The 13,272-nt window shown below is 48.1% G+C and carries 11 protein-coding genes and 1 pseudogene; 2 read left to right on the top strand and 10 right to left on the bottom strand.

Features of this window, described 5'->3' with window-relative positions; genetic code table 11:
* The first annotated feature begins 252 nt into the window (after positions 1–252).
* Complete coding sequence (locus JCM10914_RS04420; RefSeq protein WP_023957877.1) at positions 253–1,509, top strand: sugar MFS transporter; 1,257 nt, start codon at positions 253–255, stop codon at positions 1,507–1,509.
* A gap of 68 nt (positions 1,510–1,577) precedes the next feature.
* Here the strand turns inward: JCM10914_RS04420 and JCM10914_RS04415 are convergent, their stop codons facing one another.
* The 3 genes and pseudogenes from JCM10914_RS04415 to JCM10914_RS04405 all read right to left on the bottom strand — a co-directional run bounded on the left by JCM10914_RS04415 (position 1,578) and on the right by JCM10914_RS04405 (position 4,747).
* A complete protein-coding gene (locus tag JCM10914_RS04415) occupies positions 1,578–2,819 on the bottom strand; it encodes an MFS transporter (RefSeq protein WP_023957875.1) in 1,242 nt (413 codons plus the stop codon).
* 148 nt (positions 2,820–2,967) lie between these two features.
* On the bottom strand, positions 2,968–3,246 hold the full coding sequence (locus JCM10914_RS04410; protein WP_023957873.1) for a DUF6171 family protein: 279 nt from the start codon (positions 3,244–3,246) through the stop codon (positions 2,968–2,970).
* An 8-nt stretch (positions 3,247–3,254) separates the two neighbouring features.
* Positions 3,255–4,747 (bottom strand): annotated as a pseudogene (locus tag JCM10914_RS04405) (alpha-N-arabinofuranosidase).
* Between the two features lie 246 nt (positions 4,748–4,993).
* On the opposite strand from JCM10914_RS04405, the gene JCM10914_RS04400 reads away from it, so the two are divergent.
* Entirely contained in the window at positions 4,994–5,722 is a 729-nt protein-coding gene (locus tag JCM10914_RS04400) for an SHOCT domain-containing protein (protein ID WP_023957867.1), read from the top strand.
* A 78-nt stretch (positions 5,723–5,800) separates the two neighbouring features.
* On the opposite strand, the gene JCM10914_RS04395 is transcribed toward JCM10914_RS04400, so the two are convergent.
* From JCM10914_RS04395 to JCM10914_RS04365, 7 genes are all read right to left on the bottom strand, one after another.
* Complete coding sequence (locus JCM10914_RS04395) at positions 5,801–6,316, bottom strand: hypothetical protein (RefSeq protein WP_036716982.1); 516 nt, start codon at positions 6,314–6,316, stop codon at positions 5,801–5,803.
* Positions 6,317–6,565: 249 nt separating this feature from the next.
* Positions 6,566–7,495 carry a manganese-dependent inorganic pyrophosphatase gene (locus tag JCM10914_RS04390; protein ID WP_023957863.1) on the bottom strand — a complete coding sequence of 310 codons (930 nt, stop codon included), beginning with the start codon at positions 7,493–7,495 and terminating at the stop codon, positions 6,566–6,568.
* Positions 7,496–7,623: 128 nt separating this feature from the next.
* Positions 7,624–8,646 (bottom strand): UDP-N-acetylmuramate dehydrogenase, encoded by a 1,023-nt coding sequence (locus JCM10914_RS04385; RefSeq protein WP_036716980.1) that lies wholly within the window; start codon positions 8,644–8,646, stop codon positions 7,624–7,626.
* Positions 8,647–8,861: 215 nt separating this feature from the next.
* Positions 8,862–9,812, bottom strand: a complete 951-nt coding sequence (gene rpoD / locus JCM10914_RS04380) for an RNA polymerase sigma factor RpoD (protein ID WP_023957859.1) — start codon at positions 9,810–9,812, stop codon at positions 8,862–8,864.
* Between the two features lie 278 nt (positions 9,813–10,090).
* Complete coding sequence (gene nagZ / locus JCM10914_RS04375) at positions 10,091–11,419, bottom strand: beta-N-acetylhexosaminidase (RefSeq protein ID WP_052019644.1); 1,329 nt, start codon at positions 11,417–11,419, stop codon at positions 10,091–10,093.
* Positions 11,420–11,909: 490 nt separating this feature from the next.
* Positions 11,910–12,758, bottom strand: a complete 849-nt coding sequence (locus JCM10914_RS04370) for a DegV family protein (RefSeq protein ID WP_023957855.1) — start codon at positions 12,756–12,758, stop codon at positions 11,910–11,912.
* A gap of 156 nt (positions 12,759–12,914) precedes the next feature.
* Positions 12,915–13,271 (bottom strand): GIY-YIG nuclease family protein, encoded by a 357-nt coding sequence (locus JCM10914_RS04365; protein WP_023957853.1) that lies wholly within the window; start codon positions 13,269–13,271, stop codon positions 12,915–12,917.
* Position 13,272: the final 1 nt, after the last annotated feature.

Raw genomic sequence — 13,272 nt, 5'->3', positions numbered from 1 at the left:
ATGTACGCGCGTACATTTTCTCATGCATAATCCGCAATGTCAACATCCTTTCTGGACGAATGTCGCTCGACATAATTAGAGGGGTAACAGAGCTTTATTCGGTTTGATTCTTACGACCGGCTTGGTGGTTAGACGATTATGTTTATGCGATAGGGCTTCACAGCTGAATCATCAACAAAAAGTATTGCACGATAAGGCAGGATATGTAATAATTTTCAACATACTTTTGGGAACCATGATTGGGGAAACCACGTGCATACGAATACGGAACAACAACGAACCAAACCTAAACTCAACAAAAATTACACGCTGCACCTCGCTACGATCTTTTTAGGATTCATTGTATTTGGCATATCCGAAAATATCAAAGGTCCCGCGATCCCGCGAATTCAGTTCGATTTTCACTTGGATGAAATGCAGATTGGCACTTTGTTGTCGCTCAATGCGCTCGGATACTTAATTGCCTGCTCGTTTACAGCCATCCTGACGCGAACCATCGGCATCAAATGGGTTAGCATGCTGGCCTTCGGCTCCATGGCGATTTCAGGTATATTCATATTTCTGTCCCATAGCTATCCGCTGTTCACAGCCTCTTATTTCTTAATGTATATCGGGAACGGGATGCTGGAGATCGGGCTTGCGATTCTGGCCGCGAGAATATTCATTAGAAACACAGGCACGATGATGAATCTATCGCATTTCTTCTACGGTCTTAGCTCAACGGTAGCCCCGATGATCGCGACCGGGTTGATGACAGTCACCCTGTTTGGCCATACGCTCGACTGGCGCGGGATGTATCTGGCGATGTTGATGTTATCCGTGTTGCCGATGATACCTGCACTCATGAGCAAATTCCCGGGTGACGACGAGACGGCTACCGACCGGATCCCGCTGAAGCGGTTGGTCAAAGACCCTGCCCTTTGGCTTGTTGTTATGATCCTCTCGTTCGGCGTTGTCTCTGAGATGGCGGTCGGCGGATGGCTCGTCAATTTTCTGGAAAAATCGTATAACTGGGAACCTGCGGCGGCAGCGGGAATGCTATCCGCCTTCTTTCTCTGCTTCTCGGCGGCTCGGCTGTTACTCGGCCCGCTCATCGACCGGATCGGCTTCACACTGTCGATTATCATCCTGTCTGGTTTAACCGGGATATGTACATTCATCGCCATCTTCGGTGGAGAGTCGTATGCATTTCTATTTGCGGCAGCAGGGATCGGCATTGCTCCTATCTACCCTACAGTCATGGCGCTCATTGCCAAGAAGTATCCGAAGGAGAGCGATACCGCCATTACGTTCACAGTAACCATGATGGGGATCGGCAGCGTCATCGGCAACTATGCGATTGGTGCCATCACGAACGGCTTCAAGAATATGTATGGAAGCAGCACCGATTTGGGGCTGCTGCGCGGATTACAGGCAGGATACGGCTTCATTGGATTATGTGCCATACTCTGCTCCATTTTCGGTATGATCCTATATCGATATTTGAAGAAACGCAATCAATTGATTTAGTAAACCTATAACAATCAAAAAGAGTTGTACTATAGTACAACTCTTTTTAAATGATTTTACAATACGAATTAGGAGACGGTCTTGTGATCGGATTGGACATTCCTCGGCGATTGTCTGTTCAATCGAACGATCATAAGCGATAGCCCTGCGGATATGGCGATAAATACCGCTCCCACGATGTAGACCATGCGGATACCCATCGTATCTGCGATAAACCCGATAAAGGCAATCGATATGCTCGTGATCGTGGAGATCAAAATATCATGGGAGGCATATACCTTGGAGAGAATCCCGGGCTCCACACTGGACTGAAACGCCGTCTGTTGGGCTACATCCCTCATTTGATAGGCGGGACCCATGGCAATACATAACACCAAGGCTATGATTGGCGTACTATTTAAACCGTACCAGAGTGTAAGCAAACTAAAGATGGCTGATCCGATAGCCATACTGAAGACCAGGTTCTTCTGAATAAACGACGCGAACATGTAGGATAGCAAGCCGCCTAATATCGCCCCAGCGTAATAACTTGCGTTAATGAATCCCCACCATTCTTCACCCTGGTTCAGCACTTCCTTCACGTATACGAGCGTTATTGCCCCCACCCATATCGTACCCGCCACTCCTTCTATCATATCCATCAAGGTCACCATTCGCAGCGTGGGTATTCTCCATAGCAGAGTCCAACCTTCCCGCATCACTTGCCAGCTTGGTTTCGCTGGTCCACTGGCTTGATGGTCGTCCTTCGCTGAATATGAGGCTAACCCCAGGCCTGCCACCGAGACCCAGATCAGAATGCAAGCGATAACCAAGGTTGGTATATGCCCATATTGAATAACGATAAATCCGGTAAACGTATACCCTGCAATCTGGAGCGATTGACTAGACACCGATAATGAACTGTTCGCCTTCACCAGACGATCTGCAGGAACAATTCTTGGTACCAGCGAGCGGATTAACGGATTTCCCCAGCCTTCCGTGAACGCGATAAGCAGAATAAACAAGCAGATCAATTCAATGCGCGAATATATGTATGGGAACAGAACAACAAGCGTTGACATGAAGATGCCTTTGCATACCTGCAAGCGAACCAACAATTTGGAGAAATCGAACTTCTCCATGATCAAAGGTGCGGTTAATCCTGCAACCAACCGGGCCAAGGCGCTGATTAGAGGGTATAAAGACGCCATAAAGGCAGAGCCTGTTTCTTGATACATGAAGGTTGTCAGCACCATGATGTATACAACACTTGCTAACGAGATGCTGGAATGGGCCATCCAATAGAACCCAAATGCCCCTCTCTTAATCATACCTTCCCCTCCTTTGACGCACATTCCGGCCATTCAATTGTAATATCATGGAAAGTCGGCTGCTGTAAAGGAAGTTCATTCAATCTTCATGTGAAAAAGCCAACTGCCACCGTTTTATACGTAGACAGCTGGCTCGCTATGCATAATGTTACCCAACTTGGACAGCCTCAGCCCAGCGATCATCACCGGGATAGGGGCATCGTTTGTCTCTCATCTTGGCTGTAATCTGAACAATACAGCCACATAACATGCAAGTCGTTCCCCCCTGTAACTTGGGACAGGACATGCATGCCTCCAAGCGGGCATCGTACCATTCATCCGATACATTATCGTCGGTATGGAACATCGCAGCCGCGAGGACTCTTTCGATCTGCTCCGAACTGACCCGGTAATCATCACGGCAACCTTTGCAGCGATTATCTGCCATAGGCTGTCTTACCCTTCCACAATCTCAAGCACCGTAACCGACATCGGTGCCAACGTTGCCCTTACGACATCACCGGTTAACTCATAGTTCTCAAACACAGCAGGTTCAAGCGCAGTCGGGTTCTCGAATGTGTTATGCGCATCCATGGAATTAGCATTGAGGGTCCGGCCCTGGACGCTCGCGATTGTTCCATTCAAACCACGCAATTGAATCGATACCTCACCCGAGTGTTCATGATGCAGATTACAGAGACTTACATGTAGCTTCCCGGTTGCATCTCTGGACGCGGAAGCTGAAATCTGAGGAATCTTCTCACCATCCAGTTCATAATCCTCGCCGCTGTAGTGCGTGACGAGGCGTTCCGCATCCTGAAATACCTTGTACATCTCGAATACATGGTAAGTAGGCGTAAGCAGCATCTTATCCCCTTCTGTCAGTACGACCGACTGCAGCACATTCACAAGCTGAGCGATGTTGGCCATCACCACTCGGTCGTTGTGCTCGTGGAATATATGCAGCGTAAGACCGGCGACAAGCGCGTCGCGAATCGTATTTTGCTGATATAAAAATCCCGGGTTCGTGCCTGGCTCTACATCATACCAGGTTCCCCACTCATCCACGATCAGACCGATGCGCTTCTTCGGATCATATTGATCCATAATGGCTGAATGTCTGGTAATCAGCTCATCCATGTGCAGCGCTTTCTTCAATGTATGGAACCATTCCTGATTCGAGAATCCGGTTGCCGCCCCCTTCTGGTCCAGAACTCGCCAGGTATCGTGTAATAATGCAAACTGATTGCATCCATGTATGGATGGGCTTCGCGCATCACTGTCTCCATCCAGTGGTAATCATCGACATTCGGCCCACAGGCAATCTTATAGATTTTATTCTCACCGTAATTCCGCACATACGTCTGATAGCGACGATACAGGTCTGCGTAATATTCAGGACGCATATTACCGCCGCAGCCCCAGTTCTCGTTCCCTACACCGAAATATTTAAGCTGCCACGGCTGCTGGCGTCCATTCTGCTCGCGCCACTTCGCCATCGGCGATACCCCGTCAAAGGTCATGTATTCCACCCATTCGGACATCTCCTGTACCGTGCCGCTTCCCACGTTGCCTGATATGTACGGTTCGCAATCCAGCAACTCGCAGAGCCTCAGGAACTCATGCGTCCCAAAATGATTGTTCTCCACAACACCGCCCCAATGGGTGTTCACCATCTGTTTGCGTCCCTCACGCGGGCCGATGCCATCTTTCCAATGATACTCATCGGCAAAACAGCCTCCCGGCCAACGCAGCACCGGTATGCCCAGTTTCTTCAAGGCCGCCAGCACATCGTTGCGGATGCCATCGGTATTCGGAATCGCAGAATCTTCTCCGACCCATAACCCTTCATAGATACAGCGTCCCAAATGCTCGGAGAAATGACCGTAGATATTACGGTTAATCTTCCCTGCAGATAAATCGGAATGAACAGTAATGACATGACTCATCGTAAATCCGCTCCTCTTTTGTAAATAAATATATGAATCAATTCATTAAACTTTAAAATAATAATATCGAGGTCTTCACGTCTCGTCAACCTTTATTTCAAGCGCTTTCATAAATAAATCATGATGGATCTGATGCTCTATCATGTATTTTCATCCCATTTTAAGGTTATTTTAAGGATGAGTTCAGTTTATCCGGCAACACTGATGGACTGTAAGGCCAAACCATGAGAAAGGCGGTAATCGACAATGGCAACACACATCAAATCCATGCAACGCATCATGCTTCTATGCATTGCGGTGATCATGGGTCTCGCGTATCTACCCGTTTCTGTCTCGGCGGAGCCAAATCAAGTAAGCGAATCCCCGGCTGTGCCTTCATCACAGGATGGCCCGGGACAACATAAACCTGGACAAATGTTCAGAACCCTCTCCGAGTTCCTCAAGCTGGAGCCGCAAGTACTGCGCGACAAGCTGAAGACGGCTACGCTTGCTGAAATCGCCAATGAGCAGGGCATTACGCGCGAGGTGATGAAGGACAAGCTCATTGAGCTGCTGAAGGAGAAAATCTCCGCCAGACCGAATCATCTCGGCAAATCGATGGACTTCTCGGCTGCAGCTGACAAACTGCTGGATGCTAAGGGTGGCTGGCAAAGGCACGCACCTCACCGTCATGGCAGGCTCGTCTCGGATCGCGAGGGACTCGCACAGCTTTTGAAGATGACACCGGATGAGCTCAAGCAGTCACTGCAAGATGGGAAATCGTTAGCTCAAATCGCTGAAGCCAAGCACATTCCTGTGCAATCCGTGATTGATCAGCAGGTACAGGCGCTGACCAAGCGTCTGGATGAGAAGCTAGCCGAAGGAACTATTACCAGAGAAGAATACGAACAACGTAAAGCTAAAATCGCTCCGTTCGTGAATGACGTGGTCAACGGCAAATTAAAACCACTTCAGCATCATAACAAAGCGAAATAACATCGCAAAAAGCCGCAAGTGATCGGGTTGCGTAACAACCTGAACACTTGCGGCTTTATTGTACTCTGTTGTATATCATTAAGGTACGTATTGTTGAATAAGTTTAACGACTACGCCGTCCTCGATCGTGATATGGAATGGGAACCACTTCATGTCCACGATATCGTCTTTACGATAGATTTCCGTGAATTTGTTCAAGCTCACCAGTTGATTCCAAGAAATCTGCGCATCCTCATATCGTCCTGTGTGATCATACAGCTGTAACAAGACTTCCGCATCATCAGCGACAGGCAGTACGATGTTCTCTTCCGTATCGTTCACGATGTAGTAGCCATCAGGCGCTTCCGTCATGTCCGGATCTTGCTCCCGCTCACGGAAGATTTGATTCGCTTCCTCTCCTTCGTACCACTCAATCGGATCTACTTCCAAATAGACCTTACCGTCCCTTATCTTAAGTCCATTAATATAGGCAGCCTCCTGATTCGAAGCATGCTGAACCGGCTCATAATTGTTGCTAGAAGCCACACCTACTGTTGTCATCGTAACTAGTATCAGCAGCAGCATTGCACCCAATCTCCAAACCGATCTCTTCATGTTCTCCTCGCCCCTCTCACGAACTTGTCTTATGCTTGTCTATATATGTAAACCAAATACTGGTATATGAAACAGAATATTCACGGTTTACGATAATTTCATTATACGACTCAAACGTTGAAAAAGGATGTCAAATCCATGTAAATTCATTACAATATTTCAATCTTCTATTCCGGGGCTAAACATCATTAAATAAAAACAAGCCTGACCAGCTATCCAGAGCCGGTCAGGCTTGATGTGATGTTCGAATTATTGCGCAAAAGCGTCCGTCAGGACAGGTACGATCTGCGATTTGCGTGATACAACACCTTTGAGCAGCGCTTTATTGTCGCTAAGCGATACGTTGTATGCTTTCTCAACCGCTTTTGCTTCTTGGCCCAGTGCAAGTGCGATGGAATCATTGTTGAGGATATCCGTCACAACGAACACGAACAGATCAAGCTTCTTGTCCGCGATGATGGATTGGATAGCGTACTCGAGCTCCGCTTGACGAGCCAGTACGTCATTCGTATCCACCGCATTGACTTGTGCGATTTCGACTTTGGCTCCACCCATGCTAAATTCTTTAGCATCCAGTGAGATCAGCTGCGCGATAGTTTTATCGCTCAGATCGGCGCCGGCTTTAAGCATCTCCAAGCCGTAGCTGTCTGCATCCACGCCTGCAATTTCCGCAAGCTCGCGAGCGGCAGCAATATCTTCTTCCGTGCAGGTCGGGGATTTGAACAACAAAGAATCCGAGATGATAGCAGACAGCATGAGTCCTGCGATCTCTTTGCGAACAGCAACGCCCTTCTCTTTATAAATCTTAAGCAGAATCGTAGCGGTGCAGCCAACAGGCTCAGCCCGATAGTACAGCGGATGGCTTGTCTCAAAGTTAGCAATACGATGATGATCAATGACCTCAACCACACGAACCTGATCAATATCGGAAGCGCTTTGTTGACGCTCGTTATGATCGACAAGAATCACATCCGCCGCTTCACCCGCTACCGTCTCAACTAAACGTGGTGCATCCACCTTGAAATAGTCGAGTGCGAATTGCGTTTCACCGTTAACATCGCCAAGGCGCACTGGCTCTGCTTCCAGGCCAAGCTGATTCTTCAGATCAGCATAAGCGATGGCTGAGCAGATCGTATCCGTATCCGGATTTTTGTGTCCAAAAATTAATGTTTTTGCCATATGTAATACCCCTCTCACATCATTAATTTCACTGCTTACCACGATAAACAGATGATCACCTATCTGATTATATCCTTAAATTCTACTTATTCCAATTCCTTTACAGAGATTATTTTTATATCCAATCTTTACACCAGAACAATCTCGGGTTCAGGCACGAATCCAAATTGCCTATCAATCGATTCCGAGATCAAATTCATTAAATACCGTATATCTGAAGCCTTGGCCTGATTTTGGTTGAGTATCATATTGCCGTGATGCGGAGAGATGATGGCGCCTCCATATTCCGTACCTTTAATATTCAACTGATCGACAAGCGCTCCAACGGCCACCCCGTAATTATAATTATTTTTAAATACGGAACCGCACGACGGGTAATCAAAATGACGCTTGCTCGTACGATACTTGATGATATCCAGCATCGATTGTGGTGTCGGAATCCCTTGCCCTGCCAGCGCGTGCACTTCGCCCAGGAAAAAAGAGAAGAACGACGGCAAGGAGGACGGGTGACTGCCGCGGGATTTCCAATCTTTTAATAGTTGAGCGGTCGATAGGACCTGCTCTTCGCTACTGACCGGAATGTTTAAATCAGCACCGACAACAATCCACGGATGCTGCTGAAAAATCGATTGTTTATAGGCGAACTGGCAGTCCGAGACCGCAACAGACTGTATATGGAGACCAGGTTCCATGGTGTCAATATAGTAAACCGTATCCAGAATATCGCAGATTTGACGGTGATTATATTTGGCGTTCATGTAGATACCGGCACCGAGGCAGCCCGGCAGCAAAAAAGTGAAATCGAGCAGATCGTGGCGACCCATCAAGCCCATCAGCGAGAGCAATGACATCGGCGTCCCTGATGAGACGTGCCATTTTCCATTCGTCACTCGGAGGTCTACGAGATTCTTCAACGATATAAACACAAGATCATGCTCCGGCTCATCCGGGAACAGAATATTAGAGCCCATACCAAAAATGTACCACGGCATTCCCCGCAGCTTGCAGTCTTGAAGCAGGTCGGCAAGGTCCTCCGACGTTTCCGGCATGGCCAAGTAATTGGCTTTACCGCCAATCCCGTAAGTTGAGAAAGCAGACAGCTCCACATGGCGCATGCACAATCGTTCGATTGCAGATTTATGTAGGATCATCGCAAACATGTCACTCCTATCGGTTCACATTCGGACACAAGCCTCATCACACTGCTCATGGATGTTTTGTTACATCATTATGATGCAACTCCGCGGGTGGTGTCAATTCAGCGGCGTGCATCCTCCAACTGGTCAAAAAAAGAACCCCTGAATGGCAGCCAATTGCTGCCATTAGGGGCTCGTATACGCTCAGGAAATTTCTACTGTCTCTAAATTTATTCCAGGAAATCCTTCAGCCGTTTGCTGCGGCTAGGGTGGCGGAGCTTGCGCAGCGCCTTCGCTTCAATCTGACGGATACGTTCACGAGTAACACCGAATACCTGGCCTACTTCCTCCAGCGTACGCGTGCGTCCATCCTCCAAGCCAAAGCGGAGACGGAGTACGTTCTCTTCCCGCTCTGTCAACGTATCCAGTACCTCTTCCAACTGTTCTTTCAATAATTCGAAGGCTGCTGCATCAGCAGGTGCCAATGCATCCTGATCCTCTATGAAGTCTCCCAGATTGGAGTCACTCTCTTCACCGACAGGCGTCTCAAGGGAAACCGGCTCCTGGGACACCTTCTGAATCTCCCTAACCTTCTCCGGTGTAATCTCCATCTCTTTGGCGATTTCTTCCGGTGTTGGTTCACGCCCCAACTCCTGCAGGAGTTGGCGGGAGACCCGCACCAGTTTATTAATCGTTTCTACCATATGGACCGGAATTCGAATTGTTCTCGCTTGGTCCGCAATGGAGCGAGTAATCGCCTGGCGAATCCACCATGTAGCATACGTGCTGAACTTAAAGCCCTTCGAATAGTCAAACTTCTCGACCGCTTTGATCAGGCCCATATTGCCTTCCTGAATCAGATCAAGGAATTGCATGCCCCGGCCAGCATATCTTCTGGCAATACTTACAACGAGACGAAGATTCGCTTCGGCCAAACGGCGCTTCGCTTCTTCATCCCCCTCCTCAATTCGTTTGGACAGTTCCACTTCTTCATCGGCTGAGAGGAGGGGAACACGACCGATTTCTTTCAGGTACATGCGAACTGGATCGCTGATCTTGATGCCTGGTGGAAGCGAGAGATCATCGTGAACGGAGAAATCCTCGGTAGGAGAATTCACCGCTTTCTCTGTTTCCGGAACCTCGCGTCCCAATGCAAAATCCGCGCTTTGACGGTTTTCCATTCTATGCCCCCCTGTTGACAATTCCATATTATTATGCTAATCTAGCATTAGGTCATTATGACAATTGCTTAATAGTTATTTACCCCTCATTCTAGCATATTCTAATCATTATATCAACTTTTAATATTTTTGACTATTAAAACCCCCGATCTGATATCAGATCGGGGGTTTCTGTTTTCGTTAGCGCCGATGGAGTGGATTGCTTTAACGGGAACGCTGCTCGTTGCCACAAGTCCCTCTCAGGGACTTGCTCGGCCACTAAGAGGACCATAACACTACTATCTGGCCTCCACTTGCTCAACAACCTCCTTGGTTGCTTGATTCAAGTCTTTAATATCCGGTGCCTCCAGCGCTTGATCGTCCAAGCCATACTTGTGTTTCAGTTCCAGCGTAGTCCTCACGCGCTCATCCAACATCTCCTCGGATATAACACCGCTATTGACAGCATCCGTCAACGCGTGGATTACCGCCTCCTGCTTCGAAAATTCATGTCCGATCAGAACAATGTTGGTTCCCGCCACGATCGATTTCACCGAGGCCTCACCCACATCCGTGGTACCCGTAATCGCCCCCATCGTCATATCATCCGTGATGACAACCCCCTCAAACCCAAGCTCGCCACGCAGCAGATCGGTTATAACCGGCTTGGAATACGAAGATGGCGTCTTCGGATCAATGTCCTGCATCAACAGATGCGCGACCATCACCACGTCGGCACCCTGCTGGATAGCTGCCTGGAAAGGTGCCAACTCCAACTCGTGCAACCGCTGCCGATCGTGCTCAACAACAGGCAGACCCAGATGCGAATCAACCGAGGTATCCCCATGTCCCGGGAAATGCTTGACAACCGGCACCACGCCTCCCGCCTGGATGCCTTGCATCGAAGCGATGCCTTGCGCCGTTACCATCTCAGCCGTATCGCCGAATGAGCGGTCGCCGATCACCGGATTATCCGGATTACTGTTAATATCCAGCACAGGCGCAAATACCATATTCATGCCAATTCCGGCTACTTTTTGTGCGATCAGGCTGCCCACGTCCTTGGATAGTTGTTCGTCATGCAGGCTACCGATCTTCCCGCTGGAAGGCAGCCGTTCATACGTGTCAGGAAATCGGGTAACCCGCCCGCCTTCCTCATCGATACTCAGCCAAAGCGGAACGGGATTAACTGCATTGCCGTGCTTCAGATCATTTAGTAGCCGAACGACTTGCTCAGTATCCGTGATGTTATCCTTGAACAGAATAAATCCTCCCACCTGATACTGCTCCAGCATTTTGCGAGAAGCATCGTCCACGGCCGTTCCGTCGAGACCGACAATGACAAGCTGACCGATCTTCTCCTGAACTGTCATCTCCGATAGCAGAGTCGCCACTTCATCTTCAGGCTCATTCGCTCCTGGCAGCCCCTCCGGTTCAGCGTCCGTCCCCTCCCCTGAATCCGATGGCGGTTCTTCCTTAACGTCATTCGGCGGGGAAACCTGCTCTTTCGTTCCGTTACTCTCCGTGCTGCCGGCCCCTTGGTTTCCCTGGCAAGCCGCCAAGAAGAAAACCATGAGCCCTATCCACAGCACGGAGATCATCAATTTGGCGATCGTTGTCCTATTCATTCCATCATCTTCTTTCTTATCATTCATCAATACTCAATCATCATTCAGCATATCGTTGTTTCATTACACTCATTTCATCATATCATTGTTATAGTGTTAGTCCCAAATTCAAGCGATCATTGATACGCATAAAAAAGAAGAACTGCTCTCCCGCAGTCCTTCTCTCCATCTTAAATCCATAGTGCCAAGCGAATCATTATAAGATCAGACCAAGTTGACGGGCTTGCTCCTCCGTCAAGATAAACTGCTCTTTCTCCCATACTTCATTATCGTCGGTTAAGCCGAACATGAGCATGACTTCGCCCCAGATCTTTTTTTTCGATAGCTTCCGCCTGTGTAATAATGACCTTCATCAGAGTCCATTCCTTTCTAACCAAAGGTTCATATAGCCATATTCCCTTACTACTAATACAACCGAATAACCCAATTCAGAATCGTCAACATAAAAAAACCTGCATCAAACAGTTGCAGGTTTTCGTTGGAATATTCATTAAGTAAACGCCGGATGCTGTTTGATCCAGCACAACGCAATTGTGCCTTCCCCGGCATGGACGCCTACCACCGGAATAAATGTCATGACTTCGGTCTTTAACGAAGGATCCGCATCCTCAATCTCCTGCCTGATCTCTTCGGCAATTTCTATATTGTTAGCATGCATAATGCACACTTTTTTGATTTTCTCGAAATCCTGCTTCACGGTCTCCATAATGCGCCGCTTCGCTTTCTTAAAGGTCCTGATCTTCTCTTCTACAATCACCTTACCCTCGTCAAAGCGGAGCAGAAGATGGATGGACAACAAATTACTAAGCAAGAGCTGCGTTCCGGATACCCGTCCGCTGCTGTGCAGTCGATGCAAGCTGGCCGGTATCAAATAGAACTCCATGTTACGCACCATGGTCTGAATCTTTTCCTTGATCATATCAATCGTATCGCCTTGTTTATGCCACTGAACGCCCGATTTAATCATCTCACGCAGCGGAAATGCGCCTGCTCTGGAATCAATGCCAACGACAGGTACCTCTGCAATCTCTGCCGCATGAACCGACGTATTCAAGGTCCCACTCAACTCGGACGAGCAATGAATCGCGATAATATCGTCATACTTCCCTTTCAATGATTCATAGAGTTCAATAAACTCGCCGATCGGTGGTTGCGAACTGCTTATTTTCGGTTCATTCTTCATTCTTTCATAGAACGCTTCCGGGGTAATATCGATGCCTTCCCGGTATGCATCCTCACCCAGAATCAATCGCAATGGTACTACGTAAATATGATTTTGTCTGGCAAAATCCGGGTCAATCGTACTCGTGCTGTCAGTAACCCATGCAAGGGATCTCATGATTGTGTTCACGTCTCGCTTTCGTGTAGGAAAAGTAGGAATGGAAGCGATTCAAGCCGCTCATATAATCATATCTCACCCCGGCTATGCATGCAAATGGAAGGAATATCATATCCCTTCCTTATGCTAGCTTCCTACACAGAAAACGGAGAATGTTTAATTCGGTTTGGGGGTATTGTATCCTCTGTCACCGAAAGGGTTCAAGGTTTCAAGCCAATGCGCCTCTCGCTTGCGAACAGCGTCCTTCAGATCGAAATAAGGGTCCGGCTTGACCTCGATTGTCTCCAGAATTTCAAATACAAATGCATCCTCACCGTACTCGTTCCAATCCTGCTGGAGTTCCTTATTATAACTCGTATTCATTTGGAGCTCGAAACGTTTGCCGTTCATCGTCTTGAAATTATTCGTTCCGGCTACCCATACCTTCCCGTTCACCGTATTTCGAATTTGATAGACACCTGACTCGATCTTGATTTCTTTATACTGTTGATTCAGTTCGCTTCTGCGATTCATG

Source organism: Paenibacillus sp. JCM 10914 (genome assembly GCF_001315105.1).
Lineage (GTDB): Bacteria > Bacillota > Bacilli > Paenibacillales > Paenibacillaceae > Paenibacillus_AQ.
Note: the sequence above shows the minus strand (reverse complement) of the source record. Positions and strands in the feature narration are given on the sequence as shown.

What these genes read in the sequence shown, in the direction of transcription:
- JCM10914_RS04370 (WP_023957855.1), bottom strand. Translation starts at nt 12,758, where the DNA reads ATGAGATCCCTTGCATGGGTTACTGACAGCACGAGTACGATTGACCCG.
- rpoD (WP_023957859.1), bottom strand. Translation starts at nt 9,812, where the DNA reads ATGGAAAACCGTCAAAGCGCGGATTTTGCATTGGGACGCGAGGTTCCG.
- JCM10914_RS04390 (WP_023957863.1), bottom strand. Translation starts at nt 7,495, where the DNA reads ATGGCAAAAACATTAATTTTTGGACACAAAAATCCGGATACGGATACG.
- JCM10914_RS04385 (WP_036716980.1), bottom strand. Translation starts at nt 8,646, where the DNA reads ATGATCCTACATAAATCTGCAATCGAACGATTGTGCATGCGCCATGTG.
- JCM10914_RS04395 (WP_036716982.1), bottom strand. Translation starts at nt 6,316, where the DNA reads ATGAAGAGATCGGTTTGGAGATTGGGTGCAATGCTGCTGCTGATACTA.
- JCM10914_RS04410 (WP_023957873.1), bottom strand. Translation starts at nt 3,246, where the DNA reads ATGGCAGATAATCGCTGCAAAGGTTGCCGTGATGATTACCGGGTCAGT.
- nagZ (WP_052019644.1), bottom strand. Translation starts at nt 11,419, where the DNA reads ATGAATAGGACAACGATCGCCAAATTGATGATCTCCGTGCTGTGGATA.
- JCM10914_RS04400 (WP_023957867.1), top strand. Translation starts at nt 4,994, where the DNA reads ATGGCAACACACATCAAATCCATGCAACGCATCATGCTTCTATGCATT.
- JCM10914_RS04415 (WP_023957875.1), bottom strand. Translation starts at nt 2,819, where the DNA reads ATGATTAAGAGAGGGGCATTTGGGTTCTATTGGATGGCCCATTCCAGC.
- JCM10914_RS04365 (WP_023957853.1), bottom strand. Translation starts at nt 13,271, where the DNA reads ATGAATCGCAGAAGCGAACTGAATCAACAGTATAAAGAAATCAAGATC.